At 66.4% G+C, this 15,311-nt stretch carries 17 protein-coding genes; 6 read left to right on the forward strand and 11 right to left on the reverse strand.

Features of this window, described 5'->3' with window-relative positions; all coding sequences use genetic code 11:
• From rlmN to pyrH, 4 genes are all read right to left on the reverse strand, one after another.
• A partial coding sequence (rlmN, locus tag A5775_RS16720; RefSeq protein ID WP_067254690.1) for a 23S rRNA (adenine(2503)-C(2))-methyltransferase RlmN occupies nt 1-915 on the reverse strand: 915 nt, incomplete at its 3' end.
• A 32-nt stretch (nt 916-947) separates the two neighbouring features.
• On the reverse strand, nt 948-1,892 hold the full coding sequence (locus A5775_RS16725; RefSeq protein ID WP_067254693.1) for a phosphatidate cytidylyltransferase: 945 nt from the start codon (nt 1,890-1,892) through the stop codon (nt 948-950).
• A gap of 32 nt (nt 1,893-1,924) precedes the next feature.
• Nucleotides 1,925-2,482, reverse strand: a complete 558-nt coding sequence (gene frr / locus A5775_RS16730) for a ribosome recycling factor (protein WP_067254696.1) — start codon at nt 2,480-2,482, stop codon at nt 1,925-1,927.
• 168 nt (nt 2,483-2,650) lie between these two features.
• Entirely contained in the window at nt 2,651-3,448 is a 798-nt protein-coding gene (pyrH, locus tag A5775_RS16735) for a UMP kinase (protein ID WP_067254698.1), read from the reverse strand.
• 328 nt (nt 3,449-3,776) lie between these two features.
• Here pyrH and A5775_RS16740 point away from each other — a divergent pair, with 328 nt between their 5' ends.
• Together A5775_RS16740 and A5775_RS16745 are read left to right on the forward strand one after the other, a co-directional pair.
• On the forward strand, nt 3,777-4,016 hold the full coding sequence (locus A5775_RS16740; RefSeq protein WP_067254701.1) for a general stress protein CsbD: 240 nt from the start codon (nt 3,777-3,779) through the stop codon (nt 4,014-4,016).
• Between the two features lie 166 nt (nt 4,017-4,182).
• Entirely contained in the window at nt 4,183-4,929 is a 747-nt protein-coding gene (locus tag A5775_RS16745) for a winged helix-turn-helix domain-containing protein (RefSeq protein WP_197512666.1), read from the forward strand.
• 30 nt (nt 4,930-4,959) lie between these two features.
• Here A5775_RS16745 and A5775_RS16750 read toward each other — a convergent pair whose 3' ends face one another.
• The gene (locus A5775_RS16750) at nt 4,960-5,898 is read right to left on the reverse strand and encodes a lysophospholipid acyltransferase family protein (RefSeq protein ID WP_067254708.1); all 939 of its coding nucleotides are present in this window, start codon (nt 5,896-5,898) and stop codon (nt 4,960-4,962) included.
• Nucleotides 5,899-5,998: 100 nt separating this feature from the next.
• Nucleotides 5,999-6,598, reverse strand: coding sequence for an MPT63 family protein (locus tag A5775_RS16755; protein ID WP_067254712.1), 600 nt, complete (start codon nt 6,596-6,598; stop codon nt 5,999-6,001).
• Between the two features lie 237 nt (nt 6,599-6,835).
• Between A5775_RS16755 and A5775_RS16760 the strand changes: the two genes are divergently transcribed.
• The 4 genes from A5775_RS16760 to A5775_RS16775 all read left to right on the forward strand — a co-directional run bounded on the left by A5775_RS16760 (nt 6,836) and on the right by A5775_RS16775 (nt 9,517).
• On the forward strand, nt 6,836-7,081 hold the full coding sequence (locus tag A5775_RS16760; RefSeq protein WP_067254715.1) for a hypothetical protein: 246 nt from the start codon (nt 6,836-6,838) through the stop codon (nt 7,079-7,081).
• 98 nt (nt 7,082-7,179) lie between these two features.
• Nucleotides 7,180-8,019, forward strand: a complete 840-nt coding sequence (locus tag A5775_RS16765) for an SDR family oxidoreductase (protein ID WP_067254719.1) — start codon at nt 7,180-7,182, stop codon at nt 8,017-8,019.
• An 81-nt stretch (nt 8,020-8,100) separates the two neighbouring features.
• Nucleotides 8,101-9,174, forward strand: coding sequence for a hypothetical protein (locus A5775_RS16770; RefSeq protein ID WP_067254723.1), 1,074 nt, complete (start codon nt 8,101-8,103; stop codon nt 9,172-9,174).
• 10 nt (nt 9,175-9,184) lie between these two features.
• Nucleotides 9,185-9,517: a hypothetical protein gene (locus A5775_RS16775; RefSeq protein WP_067254727.1), complete on the forward strand. Its 333-nt coding sequence runs from the start codon at nt 9,185-9,187 to the stop codon at nt 9,515-9,517.
• Here A5775_RS16775 and A5775_RS16780 read toward each other — a convergent pair.
• The 5 genes from A5775_RS16780 to A5775_RS16800 form a co-directional block, all read right to left on the reverse strand.
• Nucleotides 9,483-9,836: a hypothetical protein gene (locus A5775_RS16780; RefSeq protein WP_067254731.1), complete on the reverse strand. Its 354-nt coding sequence runs from the start codon at nt 9,834-9,836 to the stop codon at nt 9,483-9,485. The two genes, A5775_RS16775 and A5775_RS16780, sit on opposite strands and share 35 nt — an antisense overlap.
• A gap of 1 nt (nt 9,837) precedes the next feature.
• A complete protein-coding gene (locus A5775_RS16785) occupies nt 9,838-11,328 on the reverse strand; it encodes a molybdopterin-dependent oxidoreductase (RefSeq protein WP_067254734.1) in 1,491 nt (496 codons plus the stop codon).
• A gap of 11 nt (nt 11,329-11,339) precedes the next feature.
• Nucleotides 11,340-11,840: an oxidoreductase gene (locus tag A5775_RS16790; protein ID WP_067254737.1), complete on the reverse strand. Its 501-nt coding sequence runs from the start codon at nt 11,838-11,840 to the stop codon at nt 11,340-11,342.
• Between the two features lie 116 nt (nt 11,841-11,956).
• Entirely contained in the window at nt 11,957-13,810 is a 1,854-nt protein-coding gene (locus tag A5775_RS16795) for an Hsp70 family protein (RefSeq protein WP_067254740.1), read from the reverse strand.
• A 316-nt stretch (nt 13,811-14,126) separates the two neighbouring features.
• Nucleotides 14,127-15,299, reverse strand: coding sequence for a phosphatidylserine decarboxylase (locus tag A5775_RS16800; RefSeq protein ID WP_067254744.1), 1,173 nt, complete (start codon nt 15,297-15,299; stop codon nt 14,127-14,129).
• Nucleotides 15,300-15,311 lie beyond the last annotated feature (12 nt).

Below are 15,311 nucleotides of genomic sequence, written 5' to 3' on the forward strand. Positions count from 1 at the left end.
ACCGAGCGCGCGATGCAGCCGCTGCCCCAGCAGATCCGCCCGCCACGGCTGATCGTTGACATCGCGGATCAGCGCGTACTCCACCGACACCCGCCGGCCGGTGACGTCGGCGTAATACCGTGCGGCGTCGAGCGCCTCGGCGATCTTCCACCGGTTGTTGACCGGCACCAGCGTGTCGCGCAGTTCGTCGTCGGGCGCGTGCAGCGACAGCGCCAGCGTCACGGCGAGCCCTTCGTCGGCGAGTTTGCGGATCGCGGGTGCCAGGCCGACCGTCGACACCGTCACCGACCGGGCCGAAATGCCGAAACCGTGCGGCGGCGCGGCGATGATGCGCTGCACTGCGGCCACCACCCGGGCGTAGTTCGCCAACGGCTCCCCCATGCCCATGAAGACCACGTTGGACAGCCGCAGACTAGGGGGGCCGAAGTCGTCGCGCAGCGCCGCGGCGCCGGCGCGCACCTGCTCGAGGATCTCGGCCGTCGACAGGTTGCGGCTCAACCCGCCCTGACCGGTCGCGCAGAACGGACACGCCATGCCGCAGCCGGCCTGCGACGAGATGCACACCGTGTTGCGCTGCGGATAGCGCATCAACACCGACTCCACGGTGACCCCATCGAGCGCCCGCCACAACGTCTTTCGCGTCTCGCCGGCATCGCAGGCCACCTCGGAGACCGCGGTGAGCAGGATCGGGAACATCGTGTCGGCGATCGCGTCACGCAGTCCGGCCGGCAGGTCGGTCATCTGCCGCGGGTCGGCGATCAGCCGGCCGTAGTACTGATGCGCCAGCTGCTTGGCGCGAAAAGCCGGCAAGCCCAGCTCGGCGACGGCGGACGCGCGGCCGTCCGCGTCGAGGTCGGCCAGGTGCCGCGGCGGCTTGCCGGGACGCGGCTCGGAGAAAACCAGTTGTTGGACCATGACCTGTCCAGTATCGGTCACGTTGAGCCGACCTAGGGAACGAGCGTCAGGACCGTCCATGCCACGACCGCCGACGGCAGGACGCCGTCGAGCCGATCCATCAGTCCGCCGTGGCCGGGCAGCAGCCGGCCCATGTCCTTGATGCCGAGGTCGCGTTTGACCTGCGACTCCACCAGGTCGCCGAGCGTGCAGGTCAGCACCAGCACCACACCCAGTAGCGCGCCCACCCACGGCGGTTTGCCGGCCAGGAACGTCGCGGTCAGCGTCGCCGCGGTGATGCCCAGGACGAGCGAGCCGGCGAGGCCCTCCCAGGACTTCTTCGGGCTGATCGCCGGGACCATCGGGTGCTTACCGAACAGCACGCCGACGGCGTAGCCGCCCACATCCGACGCGACCGCCGTGATCATCAGGCAGAACACCCGGCCCGCGCCGTCCGCGGGGTAGACCAGCAGCGCGGCAAAGGACGCGAACAGCGGCACCCACGCGGCCAGAAAGATGGTGGCGGACGCGTCGCGCAGGTAAGTCGCCGACGCTGATCCGTCGGACGGGTCGGGCTGCTTGCGGTTGTCCTGCATGAACAACCGCCAAAACAGGCACACCACCACGGTGGCGCCGAAACCGGCCAGCGCCCCGGCGGCGTGGAACGGCCACGTCAGCCAGAGCGTGAGCTGGCCGCCGACCAGCAGCGGGATGACCGGAATGATGAATCCCGCTTCGCGCAACCGCCGAACCACCTCATGCGTGGCGACCAGGATCGCCATCGCCACGATCGGCACCCAGAAGCGGGGAGCGAACACCAGCGTGACGACCAAAGCGCCGCCGATGCCGGCGCCCACCGCGATCGCGGCGCGCAGGTCGCGTCCGGCCCGCGAGGTCTTCTTGGCCGGCTGCCGCACCGCCGTGAAAGAAGATTCCGGCTTGGCCGCGGCCGCCGGTTCGTCGGGCGGGGTGCCTGCGCCGGGATCTGGGTTAGCCACGGGCCTGAATCACCTCAGCTGCCGAACGGTCGCTAGACCTCCAGCAGCTCGCCTTCTTTGTGCTTGACCAACTCTTCAATCTGGGTGGTGTACTGGTGCGTGGTCTTGTCCAGGTCCTTTTCGGCCCGGCCGACCTCGTCCTCGCCGGCCTCGCCGTCCTTGCGGATGCGGTGCAGCTCCTCCATCGCTTTGCGACGGATGTTGCGCACCGAGACCTTGGCGTCCTCCCCCTTGCTCTTGGCCTGTTTGACCAGCTCGCGGCGGCGCTCCTCGGTGAGCTGCGGGACCGCCACCCGGATCAGGGTGCCGTCGTTGGTGGGGTTCACACCCAGGTCGGAGTTGCGGATCGCCGTCTCGATCGCGCCCACCTGGCTGGCCTCGTAGGGCTTGATCACCACCAGGCGTGCCTCGGGCACGTTGATGCTGGCCAATTGCGTGATGGGGGTGCTCGAGCCGTAGTAATCGATCACAATCCGGGAGAACATCCCCGGGTTGGCGCGCCCGGTCCGGATCGTCGACAAGTCGTCACGGGCAACCGCTACGGCCTTCTCCATTTTCTCTTCCGCGTCGAAGAGAGCCTCGTCAATCATGTGCGCCGCTCCTCCTCATCACTGCGTTCTGCATCGTCGTCGGCGCGGATCATGTGCGCCGCTCCTCATCACTGCGTTCTGCATCGTCGTCGGCGCGGATCATGTGCGCCGCTCCTCATCACTGCGTCCTGCATCGTCGTCGGCGCGGATCATGTGCGCCACTTCCCCTCAGGTGGTGACCAGAGTCCCGATCTTCTCACCAGCGACCGCACGGGCGATATTGCCATTGGTCAGCAGGTTGAACACCAGGATCGGCATGCCATTGTCCATGCACAGGCTGAACGCGGTGGCATCGGCCACTCGTAGCCCGCGGTCGATGACCTCACGATGACTGATCGCGGTGATCAATTCGGCCTCGGGATACTGCCGCGGATCCGCGGAGAAGACGCCATCGACGGCCTTGGCCATCAACACCACCTCGGCGCCGATCTCCAGAGCTCGCTGCGCGGCGGTGGTGTCGGTGGAGAAGTACGGCAACCCCATGCCGGCACCGAAGATCACGACCCGCCCCTTCTCCAGGTGGCGCACGGCGCGCAAGGGCAGGTACGGCTCGGCGACCTGGCCCATGGTGATCGCGGTCTGGACGCGGGTGACGATTCCTTCCTTCTCCAGGAAGTCTTGCAGCGCAAGGCTGTTCATGACCGTGCCCAGCATGCCCATGTAATCCGAACGGGTGCGTTCCATGCCGCGCTGCTGCAGCTGCGCTCCCCGGAAGAAGTTGCCGCCGCCGATCACGACGGCGACCTGGACGCCGCCGCGGACCACCTCCGCGATCTGTTGCGCCACCCGCGCCACGACGTCGGGATCCAGGCCGACCTGGCCGCCGCCGAACATTTCGCCGCCAAGCTTGAGTAGCACTCGCGAATACCTGGCCCGGGTCGGCGGCTGGCCGGAAGCCAGTCCATTCGTCGGTTCCTGCCTCGGAGCCGCCGGGCCGGCGACGTGGGGCTCCCTGGACTCCGTCATCAGACTCCTCGCATGAGAGTGCCATCCCGGGCGATCGCATCCGGAACGGCATTTCACATCCTGCCTCATCGCAGCACAATGCGGCATCGGTGGGGTGCATTATGCGCACAGTTGGCGTACCGGAGCGATTTTCGAGTCTCCCGGTACCGAATATCTCGGCATCGAGCGCAGCGTTTGAGGCATGTGCGGCCTGGGAACCCGCTACAACGCGGTGACATAGGCAGTCTTGAGCAGTAAGGACCGGCTTCACCGCATGACCGGACCGCTCGCTCGCGATCGTCGTTGAGCGCGGATCGCTCGCAGTACGTCAACGAGGAGGAACAGATCCATGGCTGAAGAAAACAAGTCGGGACCCGCTGAAGCGGTGAAGGGCGTCGTCGAGGACGTCAAGGGTAAGGCCAAAGAGGCCGTCGGCGCGGTCGCCGGTCGCGATGACCTCACGCGTGAGGGTCAGGCACAGCAAGACAAGGCCGAAGCGCAACGCGACGCGGCGAAGAAGGAAGCCGAGGCTGAAGCCGCACGTGGCGGCGCCAAGGCGGCCGAAGAACGCCAGAAGTCCAACCAGTAAGCCTGCTGGGAAAGATGGGTCCGGTCCGTGCAAACGGGCCGGGCCCATCGACTTAGTTTTCGGCCGAGGGGGTACCCGGCCTTAACGCTGTCAGACATCTCGCGCGAGGCGCCTACGGACCGGGGGGAACGCAGGGACCTCACGAGGTTTGGAGATGTCGTTGGACATGCCGATGGACATTGTGGTGCTCACCGATGAGGCTGATTTCGAATCGGCCCTACCGGATTTGGCCACGTTTGCGCTCCCGGTGCGCGCGGCGTTGACCGCCCCTACCGACGGGCGTTGCGCCGCCGCGGATGTGGCGATCATCGACGCGCGCAGCAACATGGCTGCGGCTCAGGCGGTACGCCATCGACTGGCAACCGACAACCCCGCTACGGCGGTGGTGGCCCTGGTCGCGCCGGCGGATTGTGCGACGGTCGATGTCGACTGCACCTTCGACGATGTGATGCTGCCCGGCACCTGCGCGGAAGAGTTGCAGGCACGGCTGCGGCTGGCCGTCCGCCGCCGACGCGGCACCGCGGACGGCACACTGAAATTCGGCGAGCTGCTGCTGCACCCGGCCAGCTTCACCGCGTCGCTGGGCGGGGACGACCTTGCTCTGACCCTCACCGAGTTCAAATTACTGAATTTCCTTGTGCTGCATGCTGGTCAGGCATTCACGCGGACCCGACTGATGCAGGAGGCGTTGGGCTATGACAGCAGCAGCCGGGTCCGTACTGTCGACGTTCACATCCGGCGACTGCGCGCCAAGCTCGGAACCCGGCACGAATTCATGGTCGGGACCGTCCGCGGAGTCGGCTACCGAGCGGCGACCCCCCCGCAGCCGGAATGGATGGTCGCCGACTCGACGCTGACGCCGACCCGGGCGTCGAGTGCCATCCCCTATTCGCAAAGCCACTCCGGGGCCTAATGCCCGTCGTCACAACAGTTTTCGTGGGCGTCACCCGAAGAACGGGAATGCGCGCTTGCGCGCGAGCGCATCCATGCCGTCCTGGATGGAATCCTGCACCTCGTGGTATTTGCGGTCGACGTATTCCTCGTCGTCCGCCCGCGCGGGATCGCGGTCGAGTTCCACCACGGGCATGAAACGTGTCCTGATCTTGGCCGGCAGCGGCAGCTGGGGAAGCGCCGCCGGCGCGATCCCCCACGGCAGCGAGACGGCCAGCGGGAACACCTTGAGACGCAGTAAGCGGTCCAGCTGCAAGGCTTTGGCCAACCGGTCGCCGCGGATCAGCACCGGCATCGCGTCGGCCCCGCCGACGGTGGCGATGGGCACGATGGGCACCCCCGCCCGGATCGCCATCTTGACGAAGCCCGTCCGCCCCGCGAGGTTGGCACGATCGCGCTCGGTCCACGGGCGCAGCGAGTCCACTTCCCCGCCGGGCCACAACGCCACGTCACGCCCTTCGGCCAAGGCGGTGGCGATCGCGTCCGGCGCGGCCGGGAGCACCCCCATTGAGCGGAAGTAGCGCCCGAACAACGGGATTGCCATCAGCGCGTCATGGGCGGTCCCATGCAGGGCGCGTTCCTGCCCGAACCGTCGCCACCATTGCAGGCCCACCGTCCAGGCGTCCCATACAAACGGGGCTCCGGAGTGGATCCCGACCAGCAGCGCCGGCGGGGCTTCCGGAATGTTCTCCCAACCGTCGATCTCCATCCGAAACCAATAGTCCACCAGCACGTTCCACAGATATTTCTGTCGCTGCAAGCTGGCCTCGTCCTGGCCGGAGAGATCCCATCGGCCGGCGCGCTCGGCGATCCATCCGCTCAGCCCGCCGCCGTGTCCGCTGCGCCGCTCTTCCATCGCCGCGCGCGTTTGCTCGGCGTTCCGTTGCGCTTGTTTGCGCACGCCCGCTGGCCTGTGGTCCGGATTACTCATGAGTCCCGGATACCCCGTTCCGGCGCCCGCGATTCCCCAGGCGGCAAAACTCCCCGCACCATCGGAGGTGCGGGGAGTTTTTTACGGCCGGATCAGCCGATCAGGCGGTGGGCGCCGGCGCAGGCGCGCCGGGTGCCGGGCTGGCGGGCGCTTCGGGTGCCGGGCTGTTCGCCGCGCCCGGTGCCGGGCTGTTCATCGTGCCAGGCGCCGAGCCGCCCTCCATGTTGGACGTCCAGATCAGAATGTCTTGCATCCCGTCGTTGTAGACGACGCCGTTGGGCGGCGCGCCGGTCACGTCGAAATACAGCGTTCCGGTCGATTCGCTGCCCTGCGGGATCGGGGCGGGGCTAAGGCCGTTCGGCGTCCCCACCTTGTCGATCACGCGGTAGTTCTGACCATTGGGCCCGCGGGCGATGAAGTCGTTGACCATTGGGGTGACGAGGCCGGCCTCCGACCGAGCGCTGATGTCCGCCTGGTAGAGCGTGCCTTTAGGCGTGTAGCCCGGGATGCTCACATTGCTCGGCTGCAGGTTGCTCACGGTGTAATTGGTGATCAAGGCGCCGTCCACGAGTTGTTCGCTGGTGCCGAATCCCTGAATGTTGGGCGGTGGCGAAGCAAAAGCCGGCGCCGCGGCAAAAACACTCGCAGCCGCAATCGCAGCAGCGGCAACTGTCTTGACAGCCGTTTTGGTGACCTTCATTGTCCATTCCTTTCGTAACGCACAATCGCCCCCCGTCAAGGGCATGCGGATATACGCAGCGAAATAGCCATCCGCCTACGGCTTTAAACATGTACCCGCCGCTGCATGCCAATAAAGGGTCCGCTGGCTGCTGAAATGGGTTGTTTTCGACGCCAACATCTTTGGCAACAGTGCTTAACATCTGTATCACCACTAACACCGGCGGTTCCGATTGAGCCGTGCACCGGCGGGTAATCGGTGCGCTATGGCGTTCCCCGGCGCGCAGCGGGAACGCGGGCCGACCGATTTTGCGAAGGGGGCGATCGGCTGCAACGGGGCAACTCCAAGCACAGCTCATGCGAAGACGACGAGCTCAAGCGCGACGTGGAGGGCACGGTCCACGGCAATCGATCCAGCCGCAGCGAGGAGTGGCGGGATCCCGAGCCGCCGGCCGACGACGATCCGGATGTCCGGACCGCCGGCCCCACCCGTCGCGAATCGTAAAACGGCAAGCCGGTATGCGTTTGCCCGGCCGGCCTCCGAAATAGCAAGACATAGCAAGGCATACAAGGCGAACTTTCGAGCAAGGCAAAGGAAATCACATGGGTTTTACCGCGCAACAACAATCCGTCCCGGGCGTACAGGCCCAGATGGATCCAATTCCCGACTGTGGTGAAAACACTTACCAGGGCTCGGGAAAACTTCTCGGCAAAAAGGCGATCATCACCGGCGGCGACAGCGGCATCGGGCGCGCCGTCGCGATCGCCTTCGCGCGGGAGGGCGCCGACGTGCTGATCGCGTATCTCAACGAGGACGACGACGCGCGCGACGTGGCCCGCTACGTCACGAACGCCGGACGCAAATGCGTCCTGGTGCCCGGTGATCTCTCCGATGCCGCCCACTGCCGCGCCGTCGTGGACCGGGCGGTGCAGGAATTGGGCGGCGTGGACATCCTGGTCAACAACGCCGCCTACCAGATGATGCACAAAAGCCTCGACGAGATCAGCGACGAAGAGTGGGATTACACCTTCCGGCTCAACGTGGGCGCCTATTTCTACCTGGTCAAGGCGGCCCTGCCGTTCATGAACGCCGGCTCGTCGATCATCGGCAGCTCATCGGTCAACTCCGACACCCCCAATCCGACCCTGGCGCCCTACGCGGCGACCAAGGCGGCGATCGCCAACTTCTCCGCCAGCCTGGCTCAGCTGTTGGGCGAGAAGGGAATCCGGGTCAACAGTGTGGCTCCCGGTCCGATATGGACACCGCTGATCCCTTCGACGATGCCGCCGGACAGCGTGGAATCCTTCGGCGACAATGTGCCGCTGGGGCGCGCCGGCCAGCCCGCCGAACTCGCGCCGATCTACGTGCTGCTGGCCTGCGATGACGCGAGCTACATCTCGGGGGCGCGGGTGGCCGTCACGGGCGGTCGGCCGATTTTGTAGACGGCGATCCTTTCGGGGGTCCTCGGGCAGGTGTAACGGGGCGCCCACGGGGTACAGCCCGGACGGGCAAACGGTGAAAGGATGGCACCGATCGTGGCCATCGGAAGCGGTCAGCGGCGAACGTTGCGACGGCGGTGGTCGAGCGCGGCGGCCGCCGGAATCATGGCGGTGGCAGGGTGTTCGGCGCCCGGATCCTCACTGGAGAGCGCGCCCGCGGTGAGTTTGGCGGCCGTCGGCGCCACCATGCATGACCCGGTGTGGTCGTATCACGACAACGCGCTGCTGGGCCTCACCGACGATCATCGGCTGGCCGCGGTCACCTACGCCGGCCCCGGCACCGCCCATACCCGGCTGTCGGAGCCCGTCGGCTCGGGGCGCAACCTGCAGATCAGCCAGAAGGACGACCGGCACGTCTTCGTACCGCAGCCCGAGCGCGGCAAGGTCGCCGTCGTCGACATCGCGACCCTGCGGCCGATCGCCGCATTCGACGCCGGCCCCGCGCCTTCCTACCTCGCCGAAGACGCCGGCATGCGCGTGCTGCTGGCGCTGGCCGCCGACGGTTCGTCGGTGACGCCGGTGGACCAGTACGGGTTCCGCGCGCTGCCGACCGCGACCTACCCGGGAGAATCGGCGGACACCATCGACGGGTCTAACCGCGGGCGGGCAATCGAGTATCACCTCTACGGAGCCTCAGGCATCCGCTATTACAAGGGGTCCACGTCGCCACCCGAAAAGCGCGGCTCACTTCCGCTGGCCGTCGCCGCGTGGGCCGGCGACGGAACGCAGGTCACGCGCAGCTACGTGGCCGGCCGCGACGACAGGGTGCTGTACGCGGTCGACTCGCGCCGCGGCGGTGACGGGCTGGAAGTGCTGGCCCGCACCGAGCTGTCGTCGCCGATTCGCTATCTGGGCACCGATGACACGCGCATCTACGCGGCCACCGACCGCGACGTGGCGGTGCTGGAAACGGCGAGTTTCACCGGCTTTCCGAACGGAACCATCCGGGTGATCCGCACCATCGACTACCGGGCGGGATTGCCGTCGGGCCCGGTCGCCTCGGCACCACTGTCCGGGATGGCGATCGGTCCCAAGCGGGTGTATCTGACCTTGCGCGGCCAGCCCTACGCGATCAGCGTGGCGAAGCCACACCTGTGATGGAGGGCAGATGAGCACGACAGCGCGCAAACCCGAGCCGATCGGGATCGATGACGACGTCGAGCTGCTCGACGCGCAGATCGCGGCGCTCAAAGAGCTCGCACGGATCGACGACGTGCCCGAGGGACAGATCTACGACTTCGGAATCCGTTGGGGGGCAGCGCTTGCCGGGCGGTTTCGGCGCCTGGTGCACTACAGCTGCCTCGGGGTGCTCGATGAAGGCGCCGAACGCCGGTTCCAATCCCTGTGTGACGACCTGCGTTCGGTGTCGGATTTGATCGACAGGTTCGATCTCGCCCGACCCCGGTTCACCGATACCCCGAGCCACCCCACGTTGCGCTAGCTTGCCTCGCCCTGGCGCGGCTCGCGATGTCCTCGATATCGGAGATCTCGCGATAGTCACTCAGAAACTCGTTGGCCGCCAACACGATTCCGGTCCGCGGCGCGGGACATTCGCGGTTGCCGCACGTCAACCCCACCATGAAGGCGTCGTCGTCCTCGTCGAGGAACAGAAACCCGAGATACAGCGCATGCCCGACGGCGAAATCCTTGGCACCGCATCCGGCGCAGTGCCCGCCCTTGACGGACACCAGCTCTACAACCCGTTCGCGCTCAACGCTGTTCAGGTCGATCAGCTCGGGCCGCACGCCATTTGCGCTCATGTCAGATCTCCACGTCCTTGTCGTAGTGGACGTTGTCCTCACGCCACCCACCCAGCCCGTGGCCGATGCCCGAGTAGTCGTCGATGAACTCGATCTGGTTGATCCACTTCGCCATCTTGAAACCGACCTGGGTCTCCACCCGCAACCGCAGCGGCGCTCCGTGCTTGATGGGCAGGGGCTTTCCGTTCATCTCGTAAGCCAGCAACGTCTGCGGCTTGTACGCGAGTTCGAGGTCGATCACCTCGTAGAACTGGCCCTCCCCTTCCGCGTTCGGCTCGTCGCGGCCGGTGTCCTGCATGGTCAGAAAGCAGATGTATTTCGCCTGCGGCAGGGGACGCACATGGTCGGCCAACTGCGCCAGCGGAACCCCGGTCCACTGGCCGATGCTGGTCCAGCCCTGCACGCAGTTGTGCATCACGCGCTGCGATTCCTGATCGGCCAGGGAACGCAACGCGTCCAGGTCCAGCGTCACCGGGTTCTCGACCAGGCCGCCCACCCGCACCCGCCAGTCGACGAAGTTGTGCACGGCCATCACCTTGTACTCAGCACTCGTCGGCGGTTTGCCGTTGACCCGGTGTTCCTTGGAGGTCATCCGCTCGGGGTAATTCTGCTTCGAATTCAGTGGCCGCAGCGCGATTTTGCGGACGCCGGTGACCACGGCGCCGAGCACGCGGCGAACCTGAACCGGCCGGCGCAGACTCCACACCGTCGCCGCGACGTGAACGGCAACGATGGCCGCGATGATCACCAGCGACAAGGCGGTGGCCCAACCGATGTTGCGCACGGAACCGAAGATCATCGACGCAGTCAGCTGGCCCCAACTCCAGAAAAAAATCATCGACAGGTGGATGACGATGAAGACCAAAAACGCCACCAGGCCGACGAAGTGCAGGCTGCGCGCCCATTGCCGGCCGCCCCACATGCGCACGTACCAGGGGAATGCGGCCTCGATGGCCGGTGATTGGGCGGCGCCGGTCAGGATCTGGAACGGCGCCAACACGAAGATGACGCCGGCGTAGGTCAGCTTCTGGATGGCATCCAGGGGTTCGCCGGGCAGCAGCGGCGGCAGGTTGAAACTCATGTAGGTGACGATGTCGTTCCACGCCTCGCCGAAGATCGACCACGACGCCGGCCAGTACCGGTGCCACTGGCCGGTGGCGAACAGCAAGATGTAATACGAGAGCCCGACGAGGATCCAGCCGATCACCGAGAAGAAATGCCAGTGCCGGCCCATGCCCAGCTTCTTGTGGCCGGGCAGCGCGAACAGCGAGCTGTAGTCCTCCTCCTCATCGAGGGTGTCGTACAGCTTGTTGATCGGCATTTCCTTGACCGTGAAGCGCGCCCACTCGCTGCCCGGCTTGCTGTCGTCGTGCCAGTACAACTTCGGGTGCGTCGACAAAATCTCGATGCCGCTGCGGATCACCAAGGTCAAAAAGAGGACGTTGAGCCAATGGTCGATGCGCAGCCACGCCGGATAGTCGAGCACTGTCATGTCGTCACCGTTCAGTCGTGCCAGTTCTGCCGTTGCGGGTAGGCCACGTTGACGCCGGACAGCACGGTGGTGTGCACGGCGATGAAGCCCCCGGCGAACGCCATGGCGAACGTCCCGGGCGCCAGGTCCCACCGGCCGGTCAACGCCACCAACCCCGGCAGGCCGGCAAACCGGCTGGCCAGATAGATCACCAGGAAGGCCGCGCAGATTAAGCTGCCGACATACCAGCCCGCTTGCGGCACAAGGGGTTTGACGGCAAACGCCATCGCGGCCGTCGCGCCCAGGCAGGCGGCGATCAGCACGGCCAGATACACCCAGAAGTACAGCGGCAGGCCCGGCCGGGTGGCCGCCACGTAGGCGTGCACCGCCACCAAACCCATCAACAGCGATGCGCCCAGCCCGGTCACCGCGCGCGGCAGATCGAAGGCGACATAGCCGTTGAGCGTGAGCAGGGGCGAGGACAGAACCTTGTGCCACACCGTGCGCCACAGTCGCCCCAGGAGACCGGCCATTGCGGCTGACTACCCAACTGACCCGCCCGCAAACGCGTCGCCGTAAAGCTACCAGCGTCTTCACAGGTTGCTTCTGTAAGCGCATGGATCGGCAAGGAACACAACGGATTTGGAGGTCAGTGCGGTATGACGGGCACGGACATCGTCGGGTACGGCGGCGCCGCGCTGTTGCTCACTGTCGGATAGGGGGAGATCGGATACTGAGGCGTCGGATAGGTGGTCACCGGATACGGCGTCGTCGGATACGGCGTCGTCGGATACGGCGTCGTCGGATAGGTGGTCGTCGGATAGGTGGTCGTCGGATAGGTGGTCGTCGGATGGGTCGTCGTCGGATGGGTCGTCGTCGTCACCGGTGGCTGGGTGGTTGTGACCGTCGTCGACGGCGGCAACGGCGACTCCGTGGATTCGGAATTCGGTGAGGCCGGGGCGGTGCTGGCCGACGCCGGCGGAGGCGGCTCGAGCCGCGACGATTCGACCGGCGGGATGACGTGGGGCACGTCGTCGGTTGGCTTGTTCCCGGTGCCGCTTAGCCGCACGGCCAACGCCGCGGCCACGAGCAGTATCAACGCGGCCGCACCGGTGGTGCTGATGAGCACTGCCGAGCGTCGTAACCATCGCCTCCGCCGCGGCATGGGTGCGACTTCTGCAGCACCGTGGGAGGGTTCAGCGCTCGGCGGGATGGGGTCGTGGCCGTCGGGGTCGTGATCGCTTCCCACAGGGGGTGTGGGCTCACCCGAAGAGGCTTCCTGGGACCAGGCCAAGGCGCGGTACGTTGCCGACTGATCGCCGTCGGCCGCCGCGTGTCCCGCTGCGCTGTAGGCGGCCCCCACGGCCCATGCCATCGGGGCCATTTCGGTGGCGGCGACGCCTTCCGTCAGGGCGACCGGCGCCTGACCCGTGGCGGTTGCGGCTGAGCCGACGGCCCCGGCCCGGGACGGCGCACCGGCCGAAGAACGCAATTGGGCCAGGACCATGGCGCCAGTGGCCGCACTCAACAGAGGTTGCGGTGTGGTGACAACCGGCGCCTGCAGCCGCTCCGATAGCAAGTTGGTGACGAGCGGGATACAGGCGCCGCCGCCGATCGTAGCGACGGCGGCGAGCCGATCCGCGGGAATCCGATTGCGTTGCAACACATCTACGACGCAGTCGACGAAACGGTGCAGAGGTTCGCAGATGAGCTCCTCGAACCCGCCGCGGGCCAACCGGACGTCCGCTCCGACACCGGGAAGATCGGCAGGGATGACGGCGACGGTCGCCGACGACAGTTGTTCCTTCGCGCTCCGGCATTGTTCGAGGCGACGGCCCAACGGTGCCAACGGCGCCGTGCCGGCGGCGTCGGCGTCGGCGTCGGCGTTCAGCGCGACGTGTCGCAGGATCATCTGGTCGATCTGATTGCCGGAGAAGCCGGTGTAGCGCAACGTGGGCGCGATCTGACGGAAGTTCGCGGCCGCATCGGTCAGCGTGATGCTGCTGCCGCTCGCGCCGAAGTCGCACAGCACCACCGCGCCGTCGCCGGGAAATCCGGGTTGGGTGTCCAACGCGGCCAGCGCGGCCGTGCCGTCGCAGATGAAAGCCGGTGGCGCATCGGGCGCGAGGGCCGGGTAACCACGCAATGCCGCCCGCAGGGCGCAGACCTGGTGCTCGTTCCAATGCCCGGGCACCGCGATGAAAATCGGCTCCCCATAACCGACACTGCGCGCCATCCCATCGAGCGCGGCAGCGGTGAGCCCCGCGCTGGGGTGGCTCGATCCGTCGGCAGCCAGTAACGGCTCGGCGTCTCCGACCCGCTCGACGAATCCGCCGAGAAGCAGGCCGGTTTCGTTCAGGCGAGGATTCTCGCCCGGCATGCCCACCTCGGGGGGTCGGTGGCCGAACAGCGTCAAGACTGAGGTGCGGGTCACCGGGCCGCTACCTGTGCGCGCGGCCACCAGGTTGGCCGCCCCGATCGACAAGCCGAGCGGGCCGCTCATGTCTCCCATGTCCTTTCTCTTCGGAATCCGTCGACGAAACCGCGACAGCGCCGCATCGATCGCTGCTGATTTCTTCGGGTGGTGGCCGCGCGATTTACGAGCCGGCGGACACGGACTTCCGCGTCATCGCGCTACGGCGCAGCCATCCCCCGACTCGGCGCTGCTCGTTTAACGCGATAGTCGCGTCGTCCAGCCCAACACTCACACCGGACAACGCATGGCGGATCAAGCCTGCCGCAGGCTTCCCAACGGGGATGCACCTTAAACGCCCCCGAGGAAGGCGCCGCCGGCGAAAACGAGCCGGGCCGTCGACGCATCAGGTAGCGGGACGACGGCAGCGCGCGACCGGCGAACCGACCAGCCGGAACTCCTCGCTTTTGTCCAGCTGGGGATCGACCCCCTCCTGGAAAAGGATGATGATGTCCGAGCCGCCGAACTGGAAGTAGCCGAACTCTTCCCCCTTGGCCATGTGTTTGCCGGGGACCGAGGTGAGGACGACTGACGACACGTGCGCCATGCCCACCGGGATGACCGCCACGGTGCCGATGTCGCCGCACTCCGATTGCGACGTGTCGATGGTGACCACCCCGCGGGTCTGGGAGAACTCGTATCCGCTGGTGGCGCTGTCGCGGGAGGCGAACTCGTGTTCTTCCAGGCCGACCTGCATGAAGACTTTCCCGTTGATCCGGAAGGATTCCTTGACCAGACCCGCGACCGGTAGGTGGTAGCGGTGGTAGGCATGCACCGGCAGCATGTAGTGGACGAAGGTGCCGCCGGCAAAGCTCTCGCTGTACTGGCTGCCTGCGATGAGTTGCTTGATATTGCCGTATTTTTCGTTCTTGACGGTGGTGGCCGGGATGTTTGATTCGGCATCGATCTCGTAGGCGTGCTGGTATTTGCAGTCGGCCGGTGAGGTCACCACCAGGTTGCTGGTCGGCTCGGCGATCGGGCGCAGCCCGCCGTTGATTTCCCGGGCGATGAACTGGTTGGCCGTCAGCCATCCGCTGGGCGCGTTCGGTACCCCGTCGACCAATGACTCATGGATGCGGTACTCCGGCGCATTGTCGATGAATGACTGCAAGACGTCGGGGTTGAACGACTCCGGCGTGTCCAGGAAATCGCCCCATTGCCGGGCGAACTCGGTCATCCAGTCCCGAAAGACACCGGAGTCCTGCGGCGACTTGTCACCCTGGTCGACCAGGAAGTAGAAGTGCGCCAAGCGATCACTGACCTCTTGAGCCTGCCGATTTTCGTTCTTCCAGGCCTCGGCATCCGACTCGTGCGGCACCCACCTGATGAAGCGCTTCAGGTAGTCCTGGTACTCGCCGATGTCGTGCGGCCACTCGAGCGCCGCGTAGAGGTCCGGGTTCAGCTGCGCCTCGGCCTGCCGGCGCGCCTGCTCGAGGGAGCGCTCGAGGCGATCGTCAAGGCCCTGTTCTTTGTCGAGGACGTCGCGAAGCTGCTGGATGACGGATTCGGGCTCGCTCATATCAGTGCTCCT

It is taken from the genome of Mycobacterium sp. 852002-10029_SCH5224772, from assembly GCF_001667315.1.
Classification (GTDB): Bacteria; Actinomycetota; Actinomycetes; order Mycobacteriales; family Mycobacteriaceae; genus Mycobacterium.

Bases quoted from the DNA above. Each gene is read 5' to 3' on its own strand.
- frr (WP_067254696.1), bottom strand. From the start codon at position 2,482: ATGATTGACGAGGCTCTCTTCGACGCGGAAGAGAAAATGGAGAAGGCC.
- pyrH (WP_067254698.1), bottom strand. From the start codon at position 3,448: ATGACGGAGTCCAGGGAGCCCCACGTCGCCGGCCCGGCGGCTCCGAGG.
- A5775_RS16740 (WP_067254701.1), top strand. From the start codon at position 3,777: ATGGCTGAAGAAAACAAGTCGGGACCCGCTGAAGCGGTGAAGGGCGTC.
- A5775_RS16745 (WP_197512666.1), top strand. From the start codon at position 4,183: ATGCCGATGGACATTGTGGTGCTCACCGATGAGGCTGATTTCGAATCG.
- A5775_RS16750 (WP_067254708.1), bottom strand. From the start codon at position 5,898: ATGAGTAATCCGGACCACAGGCCAGCGGGCGTGCGCAAACAAGCGCAA.
- A5775_RS16755 (WP_067254712.1), bottom strand. From the start codon at position 6,598: ATGAAGGTCACCAAAACGGCTGTCAAGACAGTTGCCGCTGCTGCGATT.
- A5775_RS16765 (WP_067254719.1), top strand. From the start codon at position 7,180: ATGGGTTTTACCGCGCAACAACAATCCGTCCCGGGCGTACAGGCCCAG.
- A5775_RS16770 (WP_067254723.1), top strand. From the start codon at position 8,101: ATGGCACCGATCGTGGCCATCGGAAGCGGTCAGCGGCGAACGTTGCGA.
- A5775_RS16775 (WP_067254727.1), top strand. From the start codon at position 9,185: ATGAGCACGACAGCGCGCAAACCCGAGCCGATCGGGATCGATGACGAC.
- A5775_RS16780 (WP_067254731.1), bottom strand. From the start codon at position 9,836: ATGAGCGCAAATGGCGTGCGGCCCGAGCTGATCGACCTGAACAGCGTT.
- A5775_RS16785 (WP_067254734.1), bottom strand. From the start codon at position 11,328: ATGACAGTGCTCGACTATCCGGCGTGGCTGCGCATCGACCATTGGCTC.
- A5775_RS16790 (WP_067254737.1), bottom strand. From the start codon at position 11,840: ATGGCCGGTCTCCTGGGGCGACTGTGGCGCACGGTGTGGCACAAGGTT.
- A5775_RS16795 (WP_067254740.1), bottom strand. From the start codon at position 13,810: ATGAGCGGCCCGCTCGGCTTGTCGATCGGGGCGGCCAACCTGGTGGCC.
- A5775_RS16800 (WP_067254744.1), bottom strand. From the start codon at position 15,299: ATGAGCGAGCCCGAATCCGTCATCCAGCAGCTTCGCGACGTCCTCGAC.